A 24,934-nucleotide genomic window follows, 5' to 3' on the forward strand; every position below is an offset into this window, starting at 1 on the left:
CGCCGTCCGATTCAGGAGAGGAGCGTCGCCAGCGTCGCCTCGATAGCCTCGCCGGCGCGCTCGACGTCCGCGACGCGGACGTACTCGCGGGGCGCGTGGGCCACCGCGCCCTCGTCGTCGGCCAGCGCGCCCGGCCCGAACACGACCGTCGGCGCGAGGGAGGCGAAGTACGACGCTTCGGTCGCGGCACCGAACGGCCGGACGGTCCCGCCGCTCGACTCCCGGAGCGTCCGGACCAGTTCGGCGTCGGTCGGCGTCTCGAACGCCGCCAGAAACGGCGTGTCGCGCTCGGCCAGCGTCACCTCGACGGAGACGTCCGCCGGGGCGTGCGCCCGGAGGTGGTCGGCCAGCGCGTCGCGGAACCCCTCGGCGGTCTCCGGGGGGACGCTCCGACGGTCCACGACGAACGAACACTCCGCCGGCACCTGATTCGTCGCGGTCCCGCCCTCGATGGTCGTCGGCGTCAGCGTCGAGTCGCCGAGCGCGTCGCTCGCGTCTGGCCGGTCCTCGCGGTCGTCGAACGAGTCGAGCGCCGAGAGTAAGCCACCGGCCGCCCGGACCGCGTTGACGCCCGACTCGGGTTCCGCGGCGTGGGCGTTCGCGCCTCGGACCGTGACCGTCGCCTGAAACCGCCCCTTCGCGGCGTTGCACACGTCGAGTTCGGTGGGTTCGCCGACGATAACGGCGTCGGGTTCCGGGTCGAAATCCAAGGCGGCCGCTCCGGTCGAGTCCGTCTCCTCGTCGGGCGTGACCGCCAGTGTCAGCCGTCCGCGCTCGACTTCGACGCCGAGGAACGCCGCGAGCATCGCCGCGAGCGGTCCCTTCGCGTCGCAGGACCCTCGGCCGCGAATCACCTCGCCGTCGCGGGAGAACTCGACGTGCGGCGGCACGGTGTCGATGTGCGTGTTCAGGACGACGTGCGGGCCGTCCCGCCCGGCGTCGCGGACCGCGAGCGTGTTCCCGGCGTCGTCCACCGAGACCCGAACATCGGGGTCCTGGTCGGAACCGGAGTCCGGGCAGGAATCGCGGTCCGCACCGTCCGCCGATTCGAGCGTCTCGACCAGCAACTCGCGCATCTCGGTCGCGTCCTCGTGAGAGGGCGTCTGTACTGCATCTTCGAGGAAGTCTATCGGGTCGAATGTCATGAGAAGTCGTCGGACTGGCTTCGGTTCAGGCCTCGGAGACGCGCCACGGTTCGGGCGTCGAGGCGATTTCTCCCTCGAACTCGCGTTCGACCGGGCCGGTCAGACTCGCGCGCCCGCCGCGGAACGTCACGCCGAGGCGACCGCCCGGCGGGAAGACCTCGACCGCTTCGGCATCGGTCTCGACGCGTCCGAGTCGTCGCGCGACCGCGGCGATAGCGACCGCACCGGTCCCGCAGGCGCGGGTCTCGCCCTCGACGCCGCGCTCGTAGGTCCGCTGGTCGAACGCGGGTCGGCCGTCGTCCCGGCGCGACGCGACGTTGACGTTCGCGCCTTCGGGGAAAACCTCGGCGTGGCGAATCGCCGGCGCGAGTTCGTCGAGGTCCACTTCGTCCACGTCCTCGACGAACGCGACGGCGTGGGGGACGCCCGTGTTCACCGCGGTCACTTCGACGCCCGCGACGGTCTCCCGCACGAGCGGTTCGTCGCGCCCCTCGGCGAGCGGCACGTCGCTCGGCGCGAACGAGGGTGCGCCCATCTCGATGGTCACCTCGTCGTCGGCGATTTCGGCCCGGCGGGTCCCGGCCTGCGTGTCGAGCATCACGGTGTCGGCACCCGTGCGCTCGGCGGCCCACTTCGCGGCGCAGCGCGCGCCGTTGCCGCACATCGCCGCGGTCGAGCCGTCGGGCTGGACCAGCGTCATCACCGCGCGCGGCGGCGAGAACTTGGGTTCGAGCGCCAGAAACAGGGTGCCGTCCGCGCCGACGGACGGTGGGTCTTCGCCCTGCTCGGCGGTCACGCCGCCGTCTGTCATCTGCACGCCGTCGCGTCGGTCGCACACTTCGCGGGCGAACGCGCCCCGGTCGGGGACGTACTCGTCCGCGTCTACTACTACGAAATCGTTGCCGGTGCCGTGGAACTTCTCGAATTCGATGCTCATCTGTCTACCTCCGGTTCGACCGCCGTCACGTCCGCAATCGTCTCGCGTCGCCGCGCCAGTCGGGCGTCGTCGCCGTCCGAGACGACCGACGCCGGGCGGGGACGGGAGTTGTACTGACTCGCCATCTCGTAGCCGTAGGCTCCCGCGTTGCCGACCGCCAGAAGGTCGCCGCGCTGGGGGTCCGGGAGCCAGTGGTCGCCCAGCGAGTCGCCGCTCTCGCAGACCGGGCCGGCGACCGTCACCTCGCGCGACGGCCGCTCGTCCGCGCCGGGAGCCACGTTCCGAATCTCGTGGTGGGCGTCGTAGATGGCGGGCCGCGCGAGGGTGGTCATCCCCGCGCCGACCCCGACCACGACGCCCGATGGCGTCTCCTTGACCGTGTTGGCCGAAGTCAACAGGACGCCGGCGTCCGCGACGAGGTACCGGCCGGGTTCGACCGCCAGCGTCGCCTCGGTCTCGCCCAGCGCCTCGCGGGTCGCCTCGGCCACCGCCTCCAAATCGAGGGGATCCTCGTCGGGCGAGTAGGGCACGCCGAAGCCGCCGCCCACGTCCACGAATTCGAGGTCGATGCCCCGCCCCTCGACGTCGCGGGCCAACTCGCCCATCCGTCCCACGAGGTCTCGGTGGGCCGAGAGGTCCTCGCCCGAGATACCGCTTCCGGCGTGGGCGTGGATGCCGACCACCTCGAACGCGCCGGCCGCAGACTCCGCGAGGTCGGCGGCCCGCTCGTAGGGCACGCCGAACTTGGCGTCGGCTCCGGTCGTCACCTTCTCGTGGTGGCCCGCGCCGACGCCGGGGTTGACCCGCACGCAGATTCTGCCGTCGTAGCCCCGGTCGGCGAGTCGGTCGAGGGTGTCCTCGGCCCCGACCGTAATCGTCACGCCGGGATGCTCCTCGGCGAGGCGAACCGCCACGTCGAGGTCTCTGTCGGGCGGGTTGACCGCGGTGTAGTGGACGTGCGAGCCGTCCACCCCGGCGTCGAGCGCGCGCGCCAACTCGCCGGCCGACGCGCACTCCACGCCCGCGCCCTCGTCGGCGAGCGCCTGCAGGACCGGTCGGGCGGTGTTGGCCTTCGCGGCGTAGTAGACGTCGGCCTCGGGGAAGGCCTCGGCCATCCGCCGGTAGTTCTGGCGGGCGCGGTCCAGATCGAAGACGTAGAGTGGCGTGCCGTGGTCGTCGGCCAACTCGCGCAGGCGCTCCGGGGACCAGTCGGCGAGGCGTCGCACCGGCGGATTCTCCGCCGTCGGCGCTCTCTCTCCGCTCATTCTCGCAGGGCCTCCTCGCGCTCTACTGCTTCCATCGTGGTCTCCTCGACGTCCATCGCCACGACCGCGGGCTTGTACGCCCCGCCGTCGAACAGGTCGTGGTCGCCGACCGACGACTCCACGAACCGGGTGAACGCTCTGCGCTCGGGCGGCAAGTGGCCGTAGAGGACCTCCTCCTCGACCAGATCGTAGACCGGAATCCGGGGCGTGAGAAGCGTGTTCTCGGCGACCACCGAGTTCTCGCCGACGACGAACCCGGAGGTCACGCGGCAGCCCGCGCCGAGCGACGCGCCGTCCTCGACCACGACCGGCGCGTCCTCGACGGGTTCGAGGACGCCCCCTATCAGGGTGTTCGCGCCCAACTTCACGTCCGCGCCGATTTGGGCGCACGACCCGACCGTGTCGCAGGAGTCCACCAAGGTCCCGTCGCCGACGTACGCGCCGACGTTCACGAAACTCGGACTCATCATGATGGCGTCGCCGCCGACGTAGGACCCGCGCCGGAGGACGGTCCCGTCGGGCGTGTTGCGGGTGCCCCGGCCGGGCAGGTCGTCGGTCTCGCGCAGGGGCAACACGTCGTGGTAGGTCACGTCACCGTACTCCCGGCCGGCGATTTCGCGCAGACCGAAGTTGAGCAGGATGCCGCGCTTGACCCACTCGTTAGATTGCCAGTCGCCGTCGCCGTCGGGTTCGGCGGCCCGGACCTCGCCGGTCTCCAGCGCGGTCAGGAACGCGTCGAGCGCGTCCAGTTCCTCGCGGCCCGCCGAGTCCGCGGTGAGGGTTCCGCCGTCGTAGCGATGCCACAGGTCGTCGATGTCGGATTCCAGACTCATCGGTCGTCACCTCTCTCGCTGCTCGAATTCGTCTCGCCGTCCGCGCCGTCGATCACGTCCGCGAAGTCGTACCAGCCCGGTTCCCGGCCCGCCAGCCAGACCGCGGCGTCCAGCGCGCCCTCGGCGAAGACGCCGCGGTCCTCGGCCCGGTGGGTGAGCCGGAGTTCCTCGTGGTTGCCGGCGAGTAGGACCTCGTGTTCGCCCGTGATGGTCCCGGCCCGGCGCGCGTGGACCCCGATTTCGCCCGCCTCGCGCGGGGCCTCGCCCTCGCGGCCGTGGACGCGCTCGCCGGACTCCTCGCTGCCCGCCGCTCTCGCGTCCTCGATGGTCTCCAGAATCGCGTTCGCGGTGCCGCTCGGCGCGTCTCGCTTTCGGTTGTGGTGGGTCTCGGTCACTTCCACGTCGTAACCCGGCAGGTCGGCGACCGCCGCCTCGACCGCCGAGCGGAGGGCGTGGACGCCCCGGCCGAAGTTCGAGGCCTTCAGGACGGGCGCGTACCGCGAACACTCCCGGAGCGCCTCCTCGCCCGACTCGTCGAACCCGGTCGTGCCGACGACGCTGGCGACCCCGGCCTCGGTGGCGACCGCGACGTAGTTCTGACTGCTCGCCGGGCCGGTGAAGTCCACCAGAACGTCGGGCTCGCGCTCGGCGAGCAGGCGGTCGAACTCGCGGGCCGGGTCGACGGGGACTCCCTCGACGGACGCGCCCTCCTCGGGGTCGCGGTTGACCGCGAACGCGACCGACGCGTCCGCACGGTCCGCGGCGGCGTCGACGACCGCGCGACCCATCTCGCCGGTCGCGCCCGTGACCGCGACCGAGACGCTCGCCGATTCTCCGTCGTCCGCTACACTCATTGGTGTACACCAGTCGGTTCGCCCTCTAATTCGGCGAGGATACCCGCAAGTTCTGCGCGGTGCTCCTCGGAGAGCCGACTCAGCGGCGAACGGAGGCGCGCCGGGCCGTACTCTCGAATCTCCATCGCCTCCTTGACCGGAATCGGGTTCGTCTCCGAGAAGAGCGCGCGGACGAGCGGAGCCAACTCCTCGTGGACCTCGCGGGCCGCGGCGAAGTCGCCCGACAGCCCGGCCTCGACCAACGCGGACGTGCGCTCGGGTTCGACGTTCGCCGAGACGCTGATGGTGCCCGTCGCGCCGAGCGAGAGCATCGGTAGGGTGAGGAAGTCGTCGCCAGAGAGGACCGAAAACTCCTCGTCGCGGGTCCGCTCGATGACCTCGCCGATGCGGTTCAGGTCGCCGCTGGCGGCCTTGTAACCCTGGATATTCTCGTGTTCCGCGAGCGAAACCGCGGTCTCGACCGCGACGTTGCGGCCCGTCCGCGACGGCACGTTGTAGACGATTTGGGGCACGTCCACCTCGTCGGCGACGGTCCGGTAGTGGCGCTCCATCCCCTCGGGTTCGGGCTTGTTGTAGTACGGCGAGATGAGGAGCAGGGCGTCGGCCCCGGCGTCGGCCGAGCGCCGGGAGAGTTCGAGGGCCTCGCGGGTGTTGTTGCTCCCGGACCCCGCGATGACGGGAACGTCAACCGCATCGGTGACGGCGTCCACGACCTCGACGTGTTCGTCGTGGGTCAGGGTCGCGCTCTCGCCGGTCGAGCCGACCGCCAGCAGGCCGTCCACGCCCGCGTCCGCGAGCCGTCGGGCGTCCGCTCGGAGCTGTTCGAAGTCGATACCGTCGTCGGCGTCGAAGGGGGTCGTCATCGCCGGGTAGACCCCGCTGAAGGGTTCGTCGGTGCGTGTCATGTGGTGCGTTCGGGACTGGTTCGCTGGTAACTGGTCGGAGATTGGTGCAGAACGAAAGTGGCCCGCGACGGGTCGCCACGCCGCCAAGGACCTATCAGTAACCGGGTTTTGTGCGTTTCAGCCCCGAAAAACCGACCGACCCGCCGCTGGCCGAGCGAGCGTCGATGGCCGCGGTGGCGTCGGGGTGCATGTGCGACACACTCATTGCCGGGAACTTAACTGTTGCGTCGAGTGCGATACCTACCACTCGTCAGCAAACCTTTATTTACGCCTAGGTGGGAGTTCGAACGTGGTCGATTGGGAACTCATCGCACGCTCCGGCGGCCGCTACTCCGTCGCCTACGGCGGCGGAACCGCCCTCCTCGTCGCGCTGACCGGTTGGTCGATGCTCCAACTGCTGGTGCTGGTGTTCGGTCTCCTGCTGTTGCTGTTCGTCGCGGGCGGCACCGGCACGGTTCGGATGGGGACTGCGATGGCGAACGCCGACTCGCCGGGGCTCTCGGGGACCGTCACGGACCCGACCGAGGACGACGCGTTCGCAACCGCGATAGACGCCGACCTGAAGCTGTTCTTCTACGCGGTCGGCCTGCTGGTCTTCGACTTCGCCGCGATGGTCGTCGGAAGCACGGTCTAATTCGCGTCTCGGAGACGCCACCGGTGACGACGCGTCAACTCAAGTCTGCGTCGTCGGCCGATTCGGCGAGCGCGTCGCCCGCGCGCAGGCGAGGAATCAGGCCCCGGTAGGAGGGCCGCAGGAGACCCGCTATCGGTACGACGACCTCGTCGGTTATTCCCTCTTCGAGGTGAGAGCGAAAGTCCGCGGACACCGCGTCGTACCCGTCGCGTTTCCACCGTTCGAGAATCGATTCGAACTCCGACTCGTCGCCCTCCACGATTGCGAGGAACTGGCACTCGATGGTCCCGGTCGGCTCGTCGGACTCCTCGATTTGGGCCTCGGGGACGTTGCTCTCGTACAGTCGCACTTCGAGTTCGAAGGGCGTCACGAACGCTCCGATGTCGGCTTCGTACCGCGGATTGCTCCCGTAGGAGATGCCGAACTTCGTTCGCGCAGGTCGGGTCTGTCCCGGCGAGATTTCGGAGAGAAAGAGGTCCAAGTCCGTGATGTGGTACTCGGTCGGCCTCATCTATCCCCTGCTGTTCAGTCGGGTTCGGTTCTCCGCGACCGGCTCGTCTCGTCGCCTCGTCCACACTCTGTCCGAAACCCAACTGGTTTCCGTCCGGGGAGTATCGGTGTCGAACTCATTCGTGTCGAGGACCGCTCGCTCCTTCTCCAACAGGAGGTCGGCCAGACTTCGGATTTCTGCCTTTCCGACCGCCTCCTCGACGAGATACGCCGCCGTCGCCTCCCGAGTCCGCTCGGGGAGGTCGAACGCCGAAACGTCTTCGTCCGAGCGGAGTCGCTCTCGGACGCTCTCGCGAATCGCTTCGACGTTTCGCGCGCGTCGGACCACGAGACTCGCTAACTCGCCCAACAGCTGTTCGTCGTGGAGCGCGAATCGCTTGTCCACGTCGAGAATATCGTTGTCGAGCGCTTCGAGATAGTCGTACACCGCCTGCCGGAGCTTCCGTCTCGTGTCGGCTTCGAGCGTCCGGTCGTCGCTGTCGATCTCCGAAGCGGGTCGCTTTCGGTTTCGCGCGTATCGAACCCACTCTTCGTCCTCGTCACTGAGGTCGACCGTGATGGAGAGACTCTCGTCGGACATAAGTGGGTCTCTTGTGGTTATATTTCCCTGCCACAGTCTTATAGGTTTTGTTCAAATCGTGTTCTCCCCGAACTTCGCCGTCACGTCCGCTCTCCAGTCGCTCGGTGGGTCGTTCGTTCGCCCGACGACGTAGTTCACGATTTCCTCGATGGCCTCCGCGAACTCGTACTCGTCCGCGACGAGCGTGCTGTACCAGTCCGCGATTCGGGAGTAGCCGGGGGCGTCCGTGACCCGCTCGTCGTTAGCCGCCAAGTGTCGTATCGCATCGACGTAGCAGCGATGTTCTGCTCTCGTGTAAGACGTTTTGTCGGCGAAGAAATCGAACAGCGGCGTTCGGTTCTCGTCGGCGAGGACGTAGATGTCGTCGCAGGACGCGTCCCCGATTTCGTCGCCGAAGACGCGATACTCGGCGTCGCGCTCCGCCGGACTCCCGCCTTCGCGGTACTTGGCGAGGTGGTCGGCGGCGATGGCGACGGCGGTCCGAGAGAGGCGAACTCGAAACACGAGCGGGCTGTAGTACGACGTGAACGCCTCGGAGGTCGTGAAGTTCTTCAGTACGCTCGCGGGCACCTCGTAGCTCGGTTGCGCTTCGGCCCGGAGCGTCCGAGCGATCAGGTGGGGAGCGTGACGGGAGAGTCCGCGGTAGACGGTCACCTCCGGTCCCTCCGTCCGGTCGAGAAACGCCTGCGTGACACAGTAGAGGTCCCCGGCGACCGCTCGGTGGTCGGGGTCCGTTCGGTGGGTCGGTGGGTCCTCGCCGCGAACCTCACACTCGACGCCGAACGTCTGCTTGAAGAGGAGTTCGTGACGCTGAGGATACCCGTGTTTCGGGTGCGAAGACACCTTCCACCGGTAATGGGGGTCGAGAACCGCACAGACGTTATCGGCCCCGTGAACGTCGCCGAGCGCGCCGAGGAGACGACACTCCTGGTCGAACGACAGCGTTCGGTACTCCACCCGTTCGCCGACCTCCTCGCAGAACTCCGGGCGGTACGACAGGGGTTCCAAGTCGGTGAAGTTGAGGCCGTATTCGGCCTCGTAGTCCGTACAACTCGGACAGTCGAAGCGCGGAGGGGGACCGTCACCGCCGGAATCGTCTTCTGTGTCTGGCACGATTCTCTGCGTTCGTCAGTGAATACGCTACTCGGCCTATTTATATTACGGTGTCCGGCCGGTGACTTTAGACTGCTCCGACCTCGACAGACGCAGTCACGGCGCGGGTCGCGCTCTCCACGCCGAACCTTCGAGAGTGGGTTTTATCTTTCTGACGGCCGAAGCGGTGATTAATGCTCGTTCTCGGAGACGCCCACGCCGACGACCCCGACAATAGGCGCGCGCTGTTCGCCGCCTATCGGGAGGCCGACGCCGACGTGGCGTTGCAGTTGGGCGACTTACTCTACTACGACCTGCCGATTCCGACATACTTCATCGCCGGTAACAACGAGGACTTCGACGTCATCGACGCGCTCCGTCACGGCCGCGTCGAGAGTTCCGACGTCTGCAACGCCGTCCTGCTGGGCGACGAACCGGTCGAAGTCGAGGGCCTGCGCGTGGCGGGCCTGTCGGGCAACTACGCGCCGACCCAGTACGAACGACCGCGGCCGAACCTCCAAGGCGAGCGCCGCCGCCACTTCGTCCGCGGGGACGTGGAAGCGGTCAAGGAGGCCGACGACGTGGACGTGTTGCTCACCCACGAAGCGCCCCACGGCCTGCCGGTCTCGGAGGACTACGAGGTCGGCTGTCGGTACATCGACGAACTCGTCGAAGCGGTCGAACCGCGCCTCTGTCTGGTCGGCCACCACCACCAGCACGCCGAGACGACCTACGGCGACACCAGAGTCGTCAGCATCGCGTCGGTCGAAAAGCGGTACTACGAACTCGACCCCGGAACGCTGGAACTCACGTCGCACCCGACGCCGCCGGCGTAGAAGCCACAGCCCTTACCTCCGGTCGCGCCGACACTCCGGCGATACTCGTCCTCGGAGACGCCCACGCCGACGACCCGGACCGCCGCCGCGCGCTCCTCGCGGCCTACCGCGAGAGCGACGCTGACGTCGCCCTCCAGACCGGCGACCTGCTCCACTACGACCTGCCGACTCCGACCTACTTCGTCGCGGGCAACAACGAGGACTTCGACGTCATCGACGCGCTCCGCCGCGGCGAGGACTCAGCGCCCGCCGAAGATTCAGTGCATGGCGAAGGCCTAGCGCCCGCCGACTCGTCGGCGGGCGCGACGGTCCGGAACGCCACCCTCCTCGCCAGTTCGGTCGCCGAAGTCGAGGGCCTGCGCGTGGCGGGCCTGTCGGGCAACTACGCGCCGACCAAGTACGACGAGGCCCGCGCGGACCTCACGGGCGAGCGCCGCCGCCACTTCGTCCGCGAGGACGTCGCACGCCTGAAGCGGGTCGAGGACGTGGACGTGTTGCTCACCCACGAAGCGCCGCACGGTCTCGTCTACTACGGCTACGACGCCGGGTGCGAGCGAATCGACGAACTGCTGGACGCGCTGGAACCGGACCTCTGTCTAGTCGGCCACCACGAGCGCCACGTCGAAGCGACCTACGGCGACACGCGAGCCGTGAGCCTCGCGCCCGCGTGGGAACGGTACTACGAACTCGACCCCGAGACGCTCGAACTCTCCGACCGGGCGACGCCGACCGAGTGACCGATTCGCGGCGAACGCCTCCGTTCGACCGCGAACGAGCGACTGCCAGCCAACCACCTTTATACCGTCGGGCGTACCAAGCATGCGCTATGACGGAAATTCACCCGCATCAGCGGGTCGCCGTTCTCGCGGACGCTCAAAACCTCTATCATACTGCTCAAAGCGTCTACAGTCGGAACATCGACTACTCGGCGCTGTTGGAGAAGTCGGTGCAGGACCGCGAACTGACGCGGGCTATCGCCTACGTCATTCAGGCCGACAGCCCCGACGAGGAGCGGTTCTTCGAGGCGTTGGGGGACATCGGATTCGAGACGAAGATAAAGGAACTCAAGACGTTCGGCGACGGGTCGAAGAAGGCCGACTGGGACGTGGGCATGAGTCTGGACGCGGTGACGCTGGCCAACCACGTCGATACGGTCATCCTCTGTACGGGCGACGGCGACTTCTCGCGGCTCTGCTCGCATCTCCGCCACGAGGGCGTCCGGACGGAGGTCACGAGTTTCGCGGAATCGACGTCCGAAGAACTCACCGAGGCCGCAGACGCCTTTATCGACATGTCCGAGCGGCCGGACACCTTCCTGCTCTGAAGCCGTCGTAAAAATCGCGCCGCGTTTCGACCGCTCTCAGACCGGACGGCCGTCTTCGTCGGCGGTGCCGCTGAGGAGCGCCCCCGCCGCCATGACGAGGACCGCGACGGCCGACAGGAGGTAGGTCGTGAACGTCTGGGTGGTCGCGACGGCGAAGACGACTGCGCCGGCCACGATGACGAGCGCGAGACCGAGGTTTGCTTTCATGGTAAGCGGAGGTAGTCGCTCCAAGATTATAAATTAAACCGTAACCGCCGGAGGAGATGGTGATTAATCGTTATGTTATTCTGCTAAATTGTGTCTGAAGTCACCAATACACACGGAGACGCCGCCGAGAACGAAGCCTTTTCGCCGCGGCACGCCAACTCGCGGCCGATGAGTACGAGCCAGACCGACGACCTCCCGGGACTCCGGACGACGGCCGACTACCAGTTCGGGGCGGGGGTCGGCGCGGCGCTGTTCCCCGAGGACGAGGACCTCGACGTCAAGCGGTCGTCGTCCGGGCGGCCACAGCAGGTCGTCGCCGATTCGGGGCGACTCGTGACCTACGGCACCGACGGGCGATTCACTCTCGGACTGGAGGGCGGTCGCCGGGTCGCGGTCGCGCTCGACGCGCCGGCCGGCCGGGTCGTCGTCGGCGACGAGAGTGAACCGTTCGTCCGCGACGGCAAGAACGTCTTCGCGAAGTTCGTCGCCGCGGTCGGCCCGGCGGTCCGACCCGACGACGAGGTGGCAATCGTCCACGAGGACGGCACGATTCTGGGGGTCGGCCGCGCCGAACTCTCGGCGGACGCGATGACCGACTTCGACACCGGGATGGCCGTGATGGTCCGCGAGGGTGCCGAGGAGTAGCCGAGCGCGCTGGCGGTGGCTCCATCATCCGCGCCATCCTCTATCCTCACCACCCCGTCCTCCTCCATCCTCGCCAGCTTCGCCACCGACCTCACTCACGTACCTCCGTCACCAATCGCGCTCGCGTTGCCTCCGTCACTGACCGCGCTCGCGTTACTGCCGCCATCGACCGCGATTCCGGTCGCCAGCCACTCCGCCTCGTGGACGTCGCCCAGCGTATCGCGGTAGGTCGCCTCCCCGGAGACGAGGTAGGTGCCGGGTGCGGTCGCGTCGTCGGCCCCCATCCGGACCGTAACCCTCTCGGTCTCGCCGGGTCCGAGCGCCGGGATGTAGAAGCCGACCCGCGCCCGGTGGTCGAGCGGCGTCCCGAGGTACACCGACCCGTTGTCCACCGCGAGCGTCAGGCCGACCTCGGTAGCCGCCTCTGTGCCCGCGTTCGTCACCGCGAACGAGACCGACTCGCTCTCGCCCGGCGCGAGCGACTGGTTGGCGGGCGTCTCGATTCGGAGTCGCGGCGCGGGTCGGACGACCAGCGAGGCGTTCACCACGTCGGTTCTGGTCCGGAGCGTCACGGTCCGATTCCGTTGGACGGTGGCGGCGTACGAGTAAGTCACCTCGAAGGGGACCCGATACGTGCCGGGCGGAAGTTGTCCGACCGCGACCCGGAACTCGATGGGGTCCGAGACGCCCGACGGAACCGTCCCCAACGGAACCCGACCGGTCAGGAAGGTCAACTCGTCCGCGAGGCGCTCGGGGAGGCGTTCGGTTCCGGGCCGAATCGAGACGTTGTAGGCGGTCGTGACGCGGGCCTCCTCGCGGGGCGCGCCGCCCCGGAGGACGCGGGCGTCGTTGACCAACACCGCCGAGAACGTTGCCGTCCCGCCCGTCGCGACCGTGTCGTTCGGGACGACGAGGCGGAAGTTCGGCCGCCCGACGACCGTCCCGTCCTGCGCGGCGCGCTCGTCTCGAAGGCCCGCGGACGGGACCGCGGCGAGACCGGCGACGAGGCAAACCGCGATTGCGAGCGCGACCCATCCTCGGGTCATACCCGCTCTCTCGACGGGCGAGATGAGAAAGCTGTCGGTGACTCGAACCCCGGTGCGTCGCACCGACTCGGCCGGGGCCTGCTCGACCGCAGGTGGCCGGCCTGCCCCCGAGTGACCGGCCGCGAACTTTCGACCCGGCTATCGTCGGTGGCGGTCCGCCAACCTTATTTCTCCACGCTCCGACGAGTCGAGTATGTTTGGAGGAGGAGGCGGCGGCGGACTCGACCCCCGCAAGATGCAACAGATGATGAAGCAGATGGGTATCGACGTGGACGAACTCGACGCCGAGGAAGTCGTCATCACGAAGAGCGACGGCGAGCAGTTGGTCTTCGACAACCCGGACATCACCGTGATGGACGCCCGCGGCCAAGAGACGTATCAGGTCGTCGGCGAACCCGAGACCCGCGACGCGGGCGAGGCCAGCGCGGTCGAATCCGGCGACGACGACGGGAGCGCCGGAAGTTCCGGGAGCGAGATTCCCGACGACGACGTCGAAATCGTCGCCATGCGGACCGGCGCGAGCGAGGACGAGGCGCGCGAGGCGCTCGAAGCGACCGACGGCGACCTCGCGGCCGCGGTCGAGCGCTTAGAGTGACGGTCCTGTTGGTCCACGGCGACCGGGAGTACCTTCGGGAACCGGGCGAGGAACTGCAGACCGACCTCGGGGTTTTAGACGTGCCCGAGGACGTTGAACCCGGCCAGACGCTGGAGACCCATCTCGGCGAACCGTTCGAGGTCCGGCGACTCCGCGGTCCCGACCTGTTCAACCACTTCGAGCGCACCGGCGCGCCGATGATGCCCCGCGACGTGGGTCTCATCGTCGGCCACACCGGCGTGGCGGCGGGCGACCGCGTGCTGGACGCCGGGACCGGAACGGGCGTCCTCTCGGCGTACCTCGGTCGGATGGGCGCGGACGTGACCACCTACGAGCGCGACCCCGACTTCGCCGAGGTCGCGCGCGAGAACATGGAACTCGCCGACGTGGGCGAGTCGGTCGAGGTCCGTACCGGCGACCTGACCGAGGAACTGACCGCCGCGGGCGACGAGTCGGAGTCGGCCGCAGACGACGGCGACCTCGGCGAGTTCGACGTGCTGACCCTCGACACCGAGGACGCGCCCGAGGTCGTCGCTCGTGCGCCCGACCTGCTGGCCCGCGGCGGCTACGTCGCTGTGTACTCCCCGTTCGTGGAATCGACCCGCGAGGTCGTGGAGGCGGCCCGCGAGGTCGGTCTCGCCGACGTCGAGACGTTCGAGACCATCCAGCGCCGGATGGACTTCGACGACCGAGGCTCGCGGCCCTCGACCGCGGGCGTCGGGCACACGGGCTATCTGGCCTTCGCGCGACGACCGTAGCGACGGCGGTCGCTCTCCGGGGCCGCCCGCTCAATCGCTCCCTGTTCTGCGGTAGGCCGAGCGTCGCGGCGCGAAGCCACTCCATAACAAAGCCGCGGATGGCCCTTTTCGTAGACTGTCAACGTCCATGTCCGAGACGCTATCAGTCGCACTTCTCGTTCGCGGAACCGACGTTCCGGCGTGGCAGGCCAGCGCAATCGAGTCGATGCTCGCCCGGACCGACGCCGAGGTCTCGCTCGTCGTCCGGTCTACCGAATCGACCGGCGGCGAGGCGAACGGTCTGAGTCACTATCTCGACCGCGTCCGGGAGTATCCGCTCTGGACGCCGATCGGCGCGACGGTCAAACTCGGCGACCGGCCGGGCTACCGGCGGCCGCGCGACGTCGCAACTATCGAGGGAATCGGCGACCCGGAGACGCTGGCGGTCGAACCGGAACCGGCCCCCGACTTCGGCAACGTCCTGCCCGACCGCGCGGTCGAACGCGTCGGCGAGACCGACGTGGCGATTCGCTTCGGGTTCGGCATCCTGAAGGGCGACGTGCTGGACGCGCCCGAACGCGGCGTCCTGAGTTTCCACCACGGCGACCTCCGGGAGTACCGCGGGATGCCCTGTGGTTTCTGGGAGTTCCTCAACGACGAGGATACCGCCGGCGTGACCCTCCAGCGACTCACCGAGACGCTGGACGGCGGGGAAATCGTGGCCTACGAACCCGTGGACCTCGCGGACGCCCGAACGTGGTCGGAGGTCCGCGAGCGCCTGTTCGCGGTCTCGGACGACGTGCTGGTCGCGGGCGTTCGAAACGTCGCGTCGGGCGTCGAACCCGAGTCCCCCGGCGAACTCGGAGACCTCTACTCGCTCCCGGAGGGCGACGACGTGCTGAAGTACGTCCTCAAGGAGGGAAAGGGCCGAGTCCGGCAGGCCGTGGAGTAGCCTCCTCGAATCCCCGACGAACCGTGTGGTAGCGAGTTAGACTCGGGAACAAGCTACTCTCTCACCTGTAATTCGCTCGCACCAGCTAGCTCTCTCGTAGCAGTTCTCCCCCAGCGATTCTCCCGCGAGCGACCGACCGAGGGGAGTGAGCGAGCCCCGAGCCGCGGGCTCGGGGGGCGACGGAGTGCGGCAAAAAGGGGATTTCAGTTGTCGTCCTCGCGCCACTTGTGTTCGCACTCGGTACAGATGAAGAAGCGCGTCTCGCTCTCGTCGGCCGCGCGAATCTGTTGCATGTACCAGCGAGCGCGGTCGTTGCCACACTCCGGGCAGTGGGCTTCGGTGGTCGGGAGCGCGCTCTCCTCGTCGCCTTGGTTGGTCTCGATAATCTCGCTGGCCTCCTGGTCTTCGGTCACGACGTAGCTCGCGTCGGGGTCCTTCGGCGTCTTGTGGCCGCAGCTTCCGCAGACCCAAAGCTCGTCTTCCGCCTTCATCATCGAACCGCACTCGTCACAGAACTCCATTGTTGTCACGCCGTAACCGACCCGGCAAGTTAAGCGACGTGTTTTGCGCTACCCCGTGACCGGCCGCCGTCTGCGTTCGGCCGCTGCTTTCGCTTGTCCGCCGTTTTCGCTCGCATGCCGTTCGCCCGCCGATTCCGCTATCCCTCGCCCTCCGACTGGTACGGTTCGCCCACCGCCTCCCGAGGCAGGGCGTTGTTTATCTCCGACTGGAGTTCGTCGTTCGAGTCGAACTCGTCGGCCGGGACCTCCGAAATCAGTTCCCCCAAGTTGCGCTCCCCGTCGGCGAACAGCACCGTCACGTCCTCGAACTCGGTGGCGGCCGTCTCCCGCGTGGCCGGATACGAGAGTTCGTCGAGGACCGACTCGACGTGGCTGAGTTTGACTTCTCGTGTCACGGTCCGGGCTACGACGAGTCGGTCCTTAGGTGTTGTCGGCGATTTCCGGTTGCCGCCGAACAGCAAAAATTTGTGGCGCGCGCCCGAACTGTCCGGTATGACCGAAGTCGTCGTCGCTGGCGGGGGACTGGCCGGACTGGTCGCGGCGCGTCACTTGGCGGACGCCGGCGCGGACGTGCGACTCTACGAGCGCCACCACGATTTGGGCGGGCGAGTGCGGAGCCTGCGCCGCGACGGATTCGTCTTCGACCGGGGGTTCCAGGTGCTGTTCACCGCCTACCCTGCGGTCCGGCGGGAGTTGGACCTCGACTCGCTCGACCTGCGCTACTTCAAGCCCGGCGCGGTGGTCGCCCGGCCCGGCGAGCGCTCGACGCTCGCGGACCCGTTTCGGGACGTGGACGCCGCGCTGGAGACCGCGCTCAACCGCGAGGTGACCCTGCGCGACAAACTGAACGTCCTCGAACTCCGCCGGGAACTCGCCGACAAGCCCGACCGCGAGATATTCGCCGGCAGCGACAGTTCGACCCGCGAGTACCTGCGCGAGCGGGGGTTCTCCGAGCGGTTCGTGGACAACTTCGCCGCGCCGTTCTACGGCGGTATCACGCTCGACAGGAGTCTGAAAACGTCGAAGAAGGTCTTCGAGTTCACCTTCAAGATGCTGACGGTCGGTCGCATCGCGGTCCCCGCCCGCGGGATGGCGGCGATTACCGAGCGACTGGCGGAGTCGGCGCGCGAGGCGGGCGTCGAGGTGGTGACCGACGAGACCGTGACCGACCTGCGCGCGGACGACCGCGGCCCGGAACTCGAACTCGGCCGGGACTCGACCAGCGCCGACGCCGCGGTGGTCGCCACCGACCCGAAGGAGGCCCGCGAACTGACCGGTGTCGAGTCGATTCCGACCGACGCGAAGGGTTGCGTCACGCAGTACTACGCCTTCGACGGCCCGGAACTCGACGCGGGCGAGCGACTGCTTCTCAACGCCGAGTCGGACGCGCCGAACCAAATCGCGCAACTCTCCTCTGTCGCGCCCGAGTACGCGCCCGAGGACCGCAACCTCCTGAGCGCGACGTTCCTCGGCGTCCCCGACGACCCGGACGAGGACCTCGCGGCGCAGACAGCCCGGACGCTCGACTCGTGGTACCCCGAGCGACGGCTCGACCTCGAAACGCTCCACACGAGTCGCGTCGAGTTCGCGCAGTTCGCCCAACCGCCGGGGGTCCACCGCCGCCTGCCCGACGTGGACGCCCCTGACGGGCCGGTCTACCTCGCGGGCGAGTTCACCGAGGCGTCGTCGCTGAACGCCGCGATGACGAGCGGTCGGACGGCCGCGAAGGCGGTGGCCGAGGACTTCGACTTGGACTCGTGAACGTCGAGAACCGCGGCGGCGACCCCTGATGAACGTTCTACTTCGGCGTGGTACTGTGTGTGCGATTGCGGTAGACTCCTTCGAGTCGGCAATAGCTAGCTTCCTTACACAGAAACTGTCCGTCCCGTCGTAGGAATCGCCGGTAACTCACTCGCGTCCTCAAAGCATCCGTCGGAACTCGCCCAGCGGCGGAAACGACAACACCTCGTCGCCGTCCGAGTCCCACACGACCGGTCGCAACGCGTCGGCGTCGGTCACGAGCGGCGACTGGAAGTCCCGCGCCGACATCCCGTTGACCGTCGCGCCGGGCGCGAGGCGGTTGAACGCGGGCACCATCAGCACGTCGCCGCCCCGATAGGCTCCCGGCCCGTAGAGCAGACAGGGGTGGCGCGTGCCCTCGATTTCGATGGCCGGGTGGTCGTGGCCGACGACGTAGCGGGCCGCCGACTCGTCGGGCGCGGCGTGGCCGTGGACGACCAGCGCGTCGCCGACGCGGTACTCGTCGGGGGTCGAGACCGACTCCGAGTCGAGAGCGGCGTCGGACTCGTCGCCGCGGAGCGAGTCGAGCATCGAGTCGTGATTGCCCCGAACGACGACCAACTCCGCGCCCGCGTCCGCGACGGTCTCGCGGAGCGCGACCACCGTCTCGGCGACGCCCTCTGGAATTCGGTCGAACGCGTGGAGGAGGTCGCCCGCGACGACGACCGTCGCGGGCGAGAAGGCGGCCAGCAGGCCGGCCAGTCGGTCGGTTAGGTCGGCGCGCTCGCCCAGCGGGAGTTCGACCGCAGAGGCGGCATCGCGGCCGACGTGGAGGTCGGCGACGACGAGCGCGTCCTCGTTGGGGAGGTAGACCGCCCGGTCGCGGAACTGCGCGTCCATCGGCGCGGTGTTGGGTCCGGCCCGTCTTCCGGGTTGCGGTTGGTAGCGTTCGTCCGGGGTCCGTGTCACCGAGCGCTCTTCGTCGGGCGGCCGGTCACGGCGGGTCGCCGAAGCGGCCGAGAAACGCCTCGCGAGTGCGGACGGCGACGCCCGCGACGCCGTCGCAGTCCCGGAGGTGGGAGTCGTCCGAGACCACGCAGTCGGCGCAGGCCGCGACCGCGCATTCGAGGACGTCGTCGTCGGGGTCCGCCGCGGCGTCGATTTCGACCGCGGGTTCGACCACGCGGGCGACGTCGAGGACGCGCTCGACGGTCTCGGCGCGGCGTCCGGACGGGAGCGGCAGGTGGTCGTAGGCGAGGACTGCCGCGAACTCCCGGAGGAGAGCGGGCGAGACGGCGACTTCGACGTCGCCCGACTCCGCGAGCGCGACGCAGGCTAACGGCTCGTCGGGGAAGGCGAGTTCCCCGACGAGGACGTTGGTGTCGAAGACGACGGTCGGCCGGTTCACGGCGACGGATCCGGGCCGGCGAACGAAAAGCGTCCCGAACCGCGGTCGAGCGACCTCGAACGGGCCTCGTCACCGACCCGACCGCTCGAACGGCCGACCGCCGGGGATTTATGTTCGTCGTGGTGAAACCGGTAGGTATGGCCGACGTTTTGGAGAACAAGCGCGCCGCGACGCGGTTCCGCATCCTCGCCGAGATCGCCGAGCGCCAACCCGCGGTGAGTCAGGGCGAGATTGCAGAGGCGGTCGGCGTGACGAGTCAGGCCGTCAGCGAGTACATCCGGGCGCTGGTCGAGGAGGAACTGGTCGAGAAGGAGGGTCGCTCGCGCTACACCGTCACCAAGGAGGGCGTCGATTGGTTGCTGCAGGAGGCCACGGACGTTCGCCGGTACGCCGACCACGTCACCGACGACGTGCTGGGGAGCGTCCAAGAGGAGGCCGCCATCGCCACCGACGACGTCTCGGAGGGCGAGGCCGTCACGCTCTCGCTGCGCGACGGCTTGCTCCACGCGACGCCCGGCGAGGAGGGTCCCGCGACGGGCGTCGCCACCACCGACGCCGAGGCCGACGGGGACGTTGGCGTGACCGGTTTCGAGGGCATCATCGACTTCGAACCCGGCACGGTCACGGTGTATCAGGTGCCGCCGGTCCGGTCGGGCGGCGCGTCGGCCACCGACGCCCGGACGCTCGCGGGGGCCTGCGAGTCGGCAGACCTCGTGGCCGCGACGGGCGTCGAGGCCGTGGTGGCGCTCCGGCGCGCCGACTGCGACCCCGCGACGACCTTCGCCGCCGGCGAGGTTGCGGCCGAGGCCGCGGGCCGGGGTCTCGACGCGGTGGTGGTCGCCACCGCCGACATCGTGGGACGAGTCACCGACGCGCTACGGGACGGTAACATCGCCTACGAAGTCTCGGAACTCAGTTCCTGACTGGCCCGTCGCGCTGCGCTCCGACCTAACTCACCCGATTCTTCGCCGCGGTGTACGCCTCCCGGACCTGCTGGAACTCCTCGCGGTCGCCGCCGTGGTCCGGGTGAACTTCCTTGACCTTCCGCCGGTAGGCGCGTTTGACCTCGGCGAGCGACGCGCCGTGAGGAACGCCCAGAATGGCGAAGGCTGCCTCGGTGGGGTCCACGCGCTCGTCGTCCTCGTCGCCGGTGATGTCCGGCGTCTCGAACGGCAGGCGGTCGCCCAGATGCATGCCGGGCATCTCGTGTTCCACGAGGACCGCGTAGGTCGGCGACCGCTCGATGCGGAAGTACGCCTGCGCGTCGAAGGTGATGGCGACGTCGCGTTTCGGCAGGTAGAACGCGACGTGCTGGCCCTCCACGAAGTGGTCCTCGGCGAACTCCTCGCCGATGGCCGAGAGGTACTGGCGGATTTCGACGCGGCGTCGGCCCTCGCCCGTGGTGTAGGTCGCGTTCGAGGGCCGGTTCGGGTAGAGGCGCGCCCCTGCGACGAAGATTGCGCCGATGAGGACGCCGACCCCGACCGACAGCCAGAGACCGACGGCCAGCCATTCTGGCAACACGAGAAGGCGTAAGGGCCGTACGATAAAGAATCTCCCGCCGGCCGCTCTACGCCATTTCGGTACGAAACGATGCCAACATTAATGTCCGTCCACTTAGATTGACCGAACGGTATGTCAGGTCGGTACCGGTACTCGGACAAATGACAGTACAGGACCAGACTCCCGATCGCGAGGACAGACTCGACCCCGGCGAGATTCACAACGTCCTCCGGAACGACCGACGTAGACGTGCGATACAGCGGTTGCGAGAGTCCGACGGGCCGATATCGGTCGATGCGCTCGCGGAACACATCGCCGCCGCCGAGACCGGTGAGTCGCCGCCGCCCCGAGACGTGCGCAAGAGCGTCTACGTGTCACTCCACCAGACTCACCTGCCGAAACTCGACGACCTCGGTATCGTCGAGTACGACCAGCGCGACCAGCAACTCGAACTCCGCGACCGGGCCGAACAGGTCGAGGTGTACATGGAGGTCGTCGCCGAGGACGACATCTCGTGGGCGACCTACTATCTCGGAGTAAGTCTACTGGGTCTGGTCACGCTCTCGGCGGTCCGGTTCGACCTTCTTTTCGTCTCGTCGTTCGGTATCGCGTTCTGGTCGTGGTACTTCCTCGCCCTGTTCGCGCTCTCGGCGTCGTATCACGCCTACTCGGAGCGCGACCACCGGCTGTTCGACTCCTGAACGCGATCTCGAAGGAAGAAAAGAGGCCGTTCAGCCGATGTACCGCAGATTCTCGTCGGTCGCCATCCCGGACTGCTGGTTCTCCATCTCCTGAATCTTGTTCGCCACGTCCTCCATGTCGTCGGCGCGTTCTTCGAGCGAGTCGAAGTTGACCTCGAACTCCAGCACCGCTTCGAGGACTTCGAGGACCGCGCGGGCGCTCTTGGGGTCCACGAGGTAGCCGCTGGTCTCACCCATCAGACACGCCGCCCGGAAGCCGCGGCGTTCGCCGAGTCCGAGGAGGAGTCCGCTCGTGCCGACGATGCCGCCTGCAGGTTCGTCCTCGCGGAACTCGACGTCCACGTCTTCCAACTCCTCGACGAACTCCGCGTCGGTGGCCGCGCCCAGCACGTCGTACTCGTCCATGAGTTCGCCGGTGGGGACGCCGCCGAGCGCGTAGACCGTCTCGACGCCGAACTCCTCGGCCACGTCGAGGAACGCGTCGGTCAGTCGGTAGTGGCCGGTGTTGTCGCTGGCTTGGTGTTTGCCGGTCAGCACCAGCAGGTCACGCTCGTCGAGTTCGACCGCGTGAATCTTCGCGCAGGCGAGCCCCGTCGTCCCGTCGTCTTCGACGCTGACCTGGGGCGGGAAGTGTTCGGAGTATATCCGTCGCACCAACTCGCTTTCCTTCTCTTCGAGGAGGTGTTCGGCCGCCAGTTTTCCGACGTGGCCGACGCCCGGCAGGCCCTCGACCAAAACCGGGTCCTGTAGGTCTGGGTCGGCGACAACCTCGATGTCGAGTTCGTCCATGTGGTTTTACTCGCGGGCGCGCTCCTTAAGTGCCCGTCGGTACTCGCCGTGGGGGTCCTCGGGGTTGAACGGTGCGGGCGCGCTGTTGACGGCCTCGGCTCCGCACTCCGGACACGTCGTAGAAAGGGTGTACACCGGTCGCGGGTGTTCGTCGCGCCACGCCGAGCAGACGAAGATGTCGGATTTCATCCCGGCTACTGCTCTTCTTCGGTCTGTCGGTCACGGTGGAACGACCCGGTACCGCCGACCGACTCGATGGCCTTCTCCGCGCGGGCCGCGCTCTCTTTGAGCTGGTCCTCGGCGGTCTTGTAGTTGGGTGCTTGCACCCGGATGCGGTACTCGGGCGCGCCGACGTAGGTGACTTCGAGGTCGATCTCGTCGGGGATGTCGCCGTTCCCTTCGGCGGCCTGTAGCGCCTCTTTGATGTCGTCCACGCCGCCGCTCGACGCGCTCTCGAGGTCCACGTACCCCGTGACCGTGACGTAGGGGACCGAGACGTTCTCGCGGGCGGTGTCCACGATTTGGGTGACCTCCTCGTCGGTGAGGTCGGTGTCCGAGAGCGCCTCGGGACCGTGAATCGCGGCCTGCTCGAAGCCGCCGTAGAGACCGCCGAACTCCGCGAGGAGTTCGTTGGCGACGTGGGCGTACTTGTCGTCGTCCACGTCTTCGCCGAAGGCCAACTCCATCCAGTTGTCGGCCTTCTGCTCGTTCTTCCACTCCTGAATCTTCTCGGAGCGCTGGTGGTCGTTGACGTCTTTGAGCGAGAGGTCGATCTGCTGTGCGCCCGTGTCCACGTCCAGCACTTTGCAGACGACCGTCTGGCCCTCGTTGACGTGGTCGCGGATGTTCTTTATCCATCCGGACGCGACTTCGCTGACGTGGATGAGACCCCGCTTGTCCTCGTACTCCGAGAGGTCTACGAAGACGCCGAAGTCCTCGATTTCGTCTATCTTGCCGACGACGAGTTCGCCGGTGTCGGGCCAGCCGCTGTACTTCATTGAGCTTCCACTGTCTCGTCGGACTCGGTCCGACTACTCGCGGAGCGACGCTCCACGGTCTCGATCACTTCGCCTTCGAACTCGGCGTCGCCGCCGGTCGGCCGGGCGAGGGTCGCGCCGCAGACGGCGCAGGCGACCTCGGTCGCGGCCTTGCCGAAGACGACCTGTTCGTTGTCGCAGTCGGGGCACTGCACCTTGTAGAAGTTTCCTGCCATGGGTTAGTCCTCCAGTTCGAGTCGGCCGGCGCGCCATCCCTCGCGGAGGTGGGCCTTGCCGCACTCGCTGCAGAGGTACTTCAGGTCGGTCTTCTTCGTGGGCTTGTCGCCACCGGGCACTTTGGAGAACCGACCGCGGTTCCCGATACCCTTCGAGCCTTCGCGCTGCTTACGCTGGTCCCACTTCATGCCGGTCGAGCGACCGGTTCGGACCTTCTGGACCTCGTGTTCTTCGTGAGCCTTGCAATGCGGGCAGTACGTATTGAAGCGTCGTGGCATCTGCATAGATATCTACCTTGCCGTGGTGTAGGGCCACGGGGCTTAAAACCCGTTTGGTTCACGGTCGAACCCGAGGGCGGGCGTTCCGTCCCGGCCCACCCGCGGGGCGCGCTCTCCGCTCGACCGACGTCGGGTCGTTCTCGTCCGGAGTTTTACTTTCGCCGCGCGTGGCGCGATTTTAAGTCCGATCCGTGCGAACTATTGGGTAACGACCGTCGTACAGCGGGTGCGTGGTGGTGTGACGACGAGTCCGCCGCGACGGTCGCCGGAGGACACGATGCTAGGCTCTCACTCGAATCGGTTCGGACGATACGGAATGGACGGTCGGGGGGAAGCGACGCGAGCGACGGCACCGACGCGAGCGACGACGCGCGTTCGGGGTGGGTCGCGATGACCGGGGTCGCGAAACTGCTGGCGTCGGTCCCGGCGAGCGCGCCGGTCCAGCGCGTGCGTAACTACCACCTGACGGACCGGGCCGCGAGTCCCCGGCCGCGGGACTTCCTGACCGCGGCCAGACGGACTGACGGCGCGGTCTGTCTCCGGTGGACCGACGCCGCCGGCGAGCGGTTCGTCCGGTACGCCGGTCCCGACTGGGAGTGCGCCGAGTTCGACCGCCACCGCGACCGGAAACGGGTCGAGACCTGCGGGGACGAGCGCGTGCTGGACCTGCTCGGGGACGCTCGCCCCGAACTCGTCGCGGCCGCCGACGTTCCGGGCGTCTTCGCGGAGCGAGACGCGCACGCCGCGCCCGAAACCGGTTTTGGAGTCGGCGAGACTTCGCCGACTCCGGACGCCGTCGCCACCGACGGCGGGTCGGAACCGAACGCCGAGGACGGCCCGCTCACCGCCGAGCGAGTTCGGATCGAGCGATACGCCGACCTGCTGGCCGACCCGGCCGTGGACCGGCACGACGCGGACGCGCTCGCGGCCGCGCTCCCGACTGGACCGCGAGAAGTCGCGTTCGGACTCCCGCTGGTGCTGGCCGAAGAGACCGTCCTCGAATCGGTCGCCGGGAGCGACCGTGTGATCGTCGCCGAACTCGTGCCCGAACGCGAGACCGAGCGGGCCTACTACGTCCGGCAGGACCGGCGCGGGTGCTGGGTCTCGAAGGCCGCGGCGACGGTCTATAAACTCGCCGACGGGGCCACGTTGGACGCGGACCGACCCGAGTCCGCCGAGTCCGCATGACGGTCCAGCATCGCTTCGAGTGCGTCCACTGCGGCCGTCGCGTCCGTGGGACCGGCGAGGACTGCGAAACCGCCCGACAGGACGCCCGCGAAAAAGGTGCGACCCACGTCAACGAGACTCACGAGGACCGACTTGTCCGGGACCCCGACTGGCCCGACGAACTCGCGCCCGACGACCTGCTGGCCGACGATGCGGCGTTCTGTTCGCTTCGAGGCTGGCTCTGCCCGGCCGACGACCTCCTCGTCTGCGACGACTGCGGCTACTACTTCGGTCACGAGTCCCACGGCGAGGACCGCTCGCCGGTCGGCGAGCGGGGACTGGTCTGCGAGACCTGTTACGACCGGCGCGTCCGCGACCGCGACGACTCGGTGTCCGAGGCCATCGACGACTTCTTCCGGTGAAACATAGGTCCTCATACATTTCTCTCCGCAGGTGTTCGTTCCCGGATTTCTTTATATAAAAGAAATAACTAAGTAAATCCATCTCCTCGGTAAA

At 68.0% G+C, this 24,934-nt stretch carries 34 protein-coding genes; 13 read left to right on the forward strand and 21 right to left on the reverse strand.

The window, feature by feature from the left end; translation table 11 throughout:
• Positions 1-11: 11 nt before the first annotated feature.
• From M0R88_RS12235 to dapA, 6 genes are read right to left on the reverse strand one after another with little or no spacing between them, the layout of a single operon-like run.
• On the reverse strand, positions 12-1,145 hold the full coding sequence (locus tag M0R88_RS12235; protein ID WP_248653788.1) for a M20 family metallopeptidase: 1,134 nt from the start codon (positions 1,143-1,145) through the stop codon (positions 12-14).
• Positions 1,146-1,170: 25 nt separating this feature from the next.
• Positions 1,171-2,082, reverse strand: coding sequence for a diaminopimelate epimerase (gene dapF / locus M0R88_RS12240; protein ID WP_248653789.1), 912 nt, complete (start codon positions 2,080-2,082; stop codon positions 1,171-1,173).
• The gene (gene lysA, locus M0R88_RS12245) at positions 2,079-3,347 is read right to left on the reverse strand and encodes a diaminopimelate decarboxylase (protein WP_248653790.1); all 1,269 of its coding nucleotides are present in this window, start codon (positions 3,345-3,347) and stop codon (positions 2,079-2,081) included. The genes dapF and lysA overlap by 4 nt, the downstream gene beginning before the upstream one ends.
• Entirely contained in the window at positions 3,344-4,180 is an 837-nt protein-coding gene (locus tag M0R88_RS12250; protein ID WP_248653791.1) for a 2,3,4,5-tetrahydropyridine-2,6-dicarboxylate N-succinyltransferase, read from the reverse strand. Before M0R88_RS12250 ends, lysA begins: the two co-directional genes overlap by 4 nt.
• Positions 4,177-5,034 carry a 4-hydroxy-tetrahydrodipicolinate reductase gene (gene dapB / locus M0R88_RS12255; protein WP_248653792.1) on the reverse strand — a complete coding sequence of 286 codons (858 nt, stop codon included), beginning with the start codon at positions 5,032-5,034 and terminating at the stop codon, positions 4,177-4,179. Before dapB ends, M0R88_RS12250 begins: the two co-directional genes overlap by 4 nt.
• Positions 5,031-5,939, reverse strand: a complete 909-nt coding sequence (gene dapA, locus M0R88_RS12260) for a 4-hydroxy-tetrahydrodipicolinate synthase (RefSeq protein WP_248653793.1) — start codon at positions 5,937-5,939, stop codon at positions 5,031-5,033. The genes dapB and dapA overlap by 4 nt, the downstream gene beginning before the upstream one ends.
• 289 nt (positions 5,940-6,228) lie before the next feature.
• Between dapA and M0R88_RS12265 the strand changes: the two genes are divergently transcribed.
• Positions 6,229-6,573, forward strand: coding sequence for a DUF8070 family membrane protein (locus tag M0R88_RS12265; RefSeq protein WP_248653794.1), 345 nt, complete (start codon positions 6,229-6,231; stop codon positions 6,571-6,573).
• A 34-nt stretch (positions 6,574-6,607) separates the two neighbouring features.
• Here the strand turns inward: M0R88_RS12265 and M0R88_RS12270 are convergent, their stop codons facing one another.
• Genes M0R88_RS12270 through M0R88_RS12280 form a run of 3 tightly spaced genes read right to left on the reverse strand, consistent with a single transcriptional unit; the run spans position 6,608 to position 8,776 of the window.
• The gene (locus tag M0R88_RS12270) at positions 6,608-7,084 is read right to left on the reverse strand and encodes a hypothetical protein (RefSeq protein WP_248653795.1); all 477 of its coding nucleotides are present in this window, start codon (positions 7,082-7,084) and stop codon (positions 6,608-6,610) included.
• Entirely contained in the window at positions 7,085-7,663 is a 579-nt protein-coding gene (locus M0R88_RS12275; protein WP_248653796.1) for a hypothetical protein, read from the reverse strand. It lies immediately after the preceding gene.
• A 51-nt stretch (positions 7,664-7,714) separates the two neighbouring features.
• A complete protein-coding gene (locus M0R88_RS12280) occupies positions 7,715-8,776 on the reverse strand; it encodes a hypothetical protein (protein ID WP_248653797.1) in 1,062 nt (353 codons plus the stop codon).
• A 173-nt stretch (positions 8,777-8,949) separates the two neighbouring features.
• Here M0R88_RS12280 and M0R88_RS12285 point away from each other — a divergent pair, with 173 nt between their 5' ends.
• The 3 genes from M0R88_RS12285 (at position 8,950) to M0R88_RS12295 (ending at position 10,915) form a co-directional block, all read left to right on the forward strand.
• On the forward strand, positions 8,950-9,591 hold the full coding sequence (locus M0R88_RS12285; protein ID WP_248653798.1) for a metallophosphoesterase family protein: 642 nt from the start codon (positions 8,950-8,952) through the stop codon (positions 9,589-9,591).
• A 41-nt stretch (positions 9,592-9,632) separates the two neighbouring features.
• Positions 9,633-10,328 carry a metallophosphoesterase family protein gene (locus tag M0R88_RS12290; protein ID WP_248656703.1) on the forward strand — a complete coding sequence of 232 codons (696 nt, stop codon included), beginning with the start codon at positions 9,633-9,635 and terminating at the stop codon, positions 10,326-10,328.
• Positions 10,329-10,417: 89 nt separating this feature from the next.
• Positions 10,418-10,915, forward strand: a complete 498-nt coding sequence (locus M0R88_RS12295; protein WP_135851697.1) for a LabA-like NYN domain-containing protein — start codon at positions 10,418-10,420, stop codon at positions 10,913-10,915.
• 36 nt (positions 10,916-10,951) lie between these two features.
• Here the strand turns inward: M0R88_RS12295 and M0R88_RS12300 are convergent, their stop codons facing one another.
• Positions 10,952-11,122 carry a hypothetical protein gene (locus tag M0R88_RS12300; RefSeq protein ID WP_248653799.1) on the reverse strand — a complete coding sequence of 57 codons (171 nt, stop codon included), beginning with the start codon at positions 11,120-11,122 and terminating at the stop codon, positions 10,952-10,954.
• A 168-nt stretch (positions 11,123-11,290) separates the two neighbouring features.
• Here M0R88_RS12300 and M0R88_RS12305 point away from each other — a divergent pair, with 168 nt between their 5' ends.
• Positions 11,291-11,767, forward strand: coding sequence for a PUA domain-containing protein (locus tag M0R88_RS12305; RefSeq protein WP_248653800.1), 477 nt, complete (start codon positions 11,291-11,293; stop codon positions 11,765-11,767).
• A 95-nt stretch (positions 11,768-11,862) separates the two neighbouring features.
• Here the strand turns inward: M0R88_RS12305 and M0R88_RS12310 are convergent, their stop codons facing one another.
• Positions 11,863-12,813 carry a COG1361 S-layer family protein gene (locus tag M0R88_RS12310; RefSeq protein ID WP_248653801.1) on the reverse strand — a complete coding sequence of 317 codons (951 nt, stop codon included), beginning with the start codon at positions 12,811-12,813 and terminating at the stop codon, positions 11,863-11,865.
• A gap of 193 nt (positions 12,814-13,006) precedes the next feature.
• Here M0R88_RS12310 and M0R88_RS12315 point away from each other — a divergent pair, with 193 nt between their 5' ends.
• From M0R88_RS12315 to M0R88_RS12325, 3 genes are all read left to right on the forward strand, one after another.
• A complete protein-coding gene (locus M0R88_RS12315) occupies positions 13,007-13,408 on the forward strand; it encodes a nascent polypeptide-associated complex protein (RefSeq protein WP_248653802.1) in 402 nt (133 codons plus the stop codon).
• Positions 13,405-14,166, forward strand: coding sequence for a tRNA (adenine-N1)-methyltransferase (locus M0R88_RS12320; protein ID WP_248653803.1), 762 nt, complete (start codon positions 13,405-13,407; stop codon positions 14,164-14,166). The genes M0R88_RS12315 and M0R88_RS12320 overlap by 4 nt, the downstream gene beginning before the upstream one ends.
• A gap of 127 nt (positions 14,167-14,293) precedes the next feature.
• Positions 14,294-15,097 (forward strand): formyltransferase family protein, encoded by an 804-nt coding sequence (locus M0R88_RS12325; protein ID WP_248653804.1) that lies wholly within the window; start codon positions 14,294-14,296, stop codon positions 15,095-15,097.
• Positions 15,098-15,300: 203 nt separating this feature from the next.
• On the opposite strand, the gene M0R88_RS12330 is transcribed toward M0R88_RS12325, so the two are convergent.
• Both M0R88_RS12330 and M0R88_RS12335 read right to left on the reverse strand, forming a co-directional pair.
• The gene (locus tag M0R88_RS12330; RefSeq protein WP_248653805.1) at positions 15,301-15,618 is read right to left on the reverse strand and encodes a transcription factor S; all 318 of its coding nucleotides are present in this window, start codon (positions 15,616-15,618) and stop codon (positions 15,301-15,303) included.
• A gap of 137 nt (positions 15,619-15,755) precedes the next feature.
• Positions 15,756-16,013, reverse strand: a complete 258-nt coding sequence (locus tag M0R88_RS12335; RefSeq protein ID WP_248653806.1) for a DUF5789 family protein — start codon at positions 16,011-16,013, stop codon at positions 15,756-15,758.
• Between the two features lie 97 nt (positions 16,014-16,110).
• Here M0R88_RS12335 and M0R88_RS12340 point away from each other — a divergent pair, with 97 nt between their 5' ends.
• On the forward strand, positions 16,111-17,379 hold the full coding sequence (locus M0R88_RS12340; protein ID WP_248653807.1) for an NAD(P)/FAD-dependent oxidoreductase: 1,269 nt from the start codon (positions 16,111-16,113) through the stop codon (positions 17,377-17,379).
• Between the two features lie 159 nt (positions 17,380-17,538).
• On the opposite strand, the gene M0R88_RS12345 is transcribed toward M0R88_RS12340, so the two are convergent.
• Together M0R88_RS12345 and M0R88_RS12350 are read right to left on the reverse strand one after the other, a co-directional pair.
• Complete coding sequence (locus tag M0R88_RS12345; RefSeq protein ID WP_248656704.1) at positions 17,539-18,258, reverse strand: metallophosphoesterase; 720 nt, start codon at positions 18,256-18,258, stop codon at positions 17,539-17,541.
• A 94-nt stretch (positions 18,259-18,352) separates the two neighbouring features.
• On the reverse strand, positions 18,353-18,766 hold the full coding sequence (locus tag M0R88_RS12350; RefSeq protein WP_248653808.1) for a putative toxin-antitoxin system toxin component, PIN family: 414 nt from the start codon (positions 18,764-18,766) through the stop codon (positions 18,353-18,355).
• A gap of 137 nt (positions 18,767-18,903) precedes the next feature.
• On the opposite strand from M0R88_RS12350, the gene M0R88_RS12355 reads away from it, so the two are divergent.
• Entirely contained in the window at positions 18,904-19,689 is a 786-nt protein-coding gene (locus M0R88_RS12355; RefSeq protein WP_248653809.1) for a DUF7839 domain-containing protein, read from the forward strand.
• 25 nt (positions 19,690-19,714) lie between these two features.
• Here M0R88_RS12355 and M0R88_RS12360 read toward each other — a convergent pair whose 3' ends face one another.
• A complete protein-coding gene (locus M0R88_RS12360) occupies positions 19,715-20,287 on the reverse strand; it encodes a J domain-containing protein (RefSeq protein ID WP_248653810.1) in 573 nt (190 codons plus the stop codon).
• Between the two features lie 143 nt (positions 20,288-20,430).
• Between M0R88_RS12360 and M0R88_RS12365 the strand changes: the two genes are divergently transcribed.
• Positions 20,431-20,970 carry a DUF7344 domain-containing protein gene (locus tag M0R88_RS12365; RefSeq protein ID WP_248653811.1) on the forward strand — a complete coding sequence of 180 codons (540 nt, stop codon included), beginning with the start codon at positions 20,431-20,433 and terminating at the stop codon, positions 20,968-20,970.
• A gap of 30 nt (positions 20,971-21,000) precedes the next feature.
• On the opposite strand, the gene M0R88_RS12370 is transcribed toward M0R88_RS12365, so the two are convergent.
• Genes M0R88_RS12370 through M0R88_RS12390 form a run of 5 tightly spaced genes read right to left on the reverse strand, consistent with a single transcriptional unit; the run spans position 21,001 to position 23,257 of the window.
• A complete protein-coding gene (locus M0R88_RS12370) occupies positions 21,001-21,759 on the reverse strand; it encodes a proteasome assembly chaperone family protein (RefSeq protein ID WP_248653812.1) in 759 nt (252 codons plus the stop codon).
• 6 nt (positions 21,760-21,765) lie between these two features.
• On the reverse strand, positions 21,766-21,948 hold the full coding sequence (locus M0R88_RS12375) for an RNA-protein complex protein Nop10 (protein ID WP_248653813.1): 183 nt from the start codon (positions 21,946-21,948) through the stop codon (positions 21,766-21,768).
• A 5-nt stretch (positions 21,949-21,953) separates the two neighbouring features.
• Positions 21,954-22,757: a translation initiation factor IF-2 subunit alpha gene (locus M0R88_RS12380; protein ID WP_248653814.1), complete on the reverse strand. Its 804-nt coding sequence runs from the start codon at positions 22,755-22,757 to the stop codon at positions 21,954-21,956.
• Positions 22,754-22,972: a 30S ribosomal protein S27e gene (locus tag M0R88_RS12385; RefSeq protein WP_248653815.1), complete on the reverse strand. Its 219-nt coding sequence runs from the start codon at positions 22,970-22,972 to the stop codon at positions 22,754-22,756. The genes M0R88_RS12380 and M0R88_RS12385 overlap by 4 nt, the downstream gene beginning before the upstream one ends.
• Before the next feature lie 3 nt (positions 22,973-22,975).
• Positions 22,976-23,257 (reverse strand): 50S ribosomal protein L44e, encoded by a 282-nt coding sequence (locus tag M0R88_RS12390; protein WP_128477830.1) that lies wholly within the window; start codon positions 23,255-23,257, stop codon positions 22,976-22,978.
• 384 nt (positions 23,258-23,641) lie between these two features.
• Between M0R88_RS12390 and M0R88_RS12395 the strand changes: the two genes are divergently transcribed.
• A complete protein-coding gene (locus tag M0R88_RS12395; RefSeq protein WP_248653816.1) occupies positions 23,642-24,439 on the forward strand; it encodes a hypothetical protein in 798 nt (265 codons plus the stop codon).
• Positions 24,436-24,840, forward strand: coding sequence for a hypothetical protein (locus M0R88_RS12400; RefSeq protein ID WP_248653817.1), 405 nt, complete (start codon positions 24,436-24,438; stop codon positions 24,838-24,840). Before M0R88_RS12395 ends, M0R88_RS12400 begins: the two co-directional genes overlap by 4 nt.
• Positions 24,841-24,934 lie beyond the last annotated feature (94 nt).

Source organism: Halorussus gelatinilyticus (assembly GCF_023238445.1).
GTDB classification, from domain to species: Archaea; Halobacteriota; Halobacteria; order Halobacteriales; family Haladaptataceae; genus Halorussus; species Halorussus gelatinilyticus.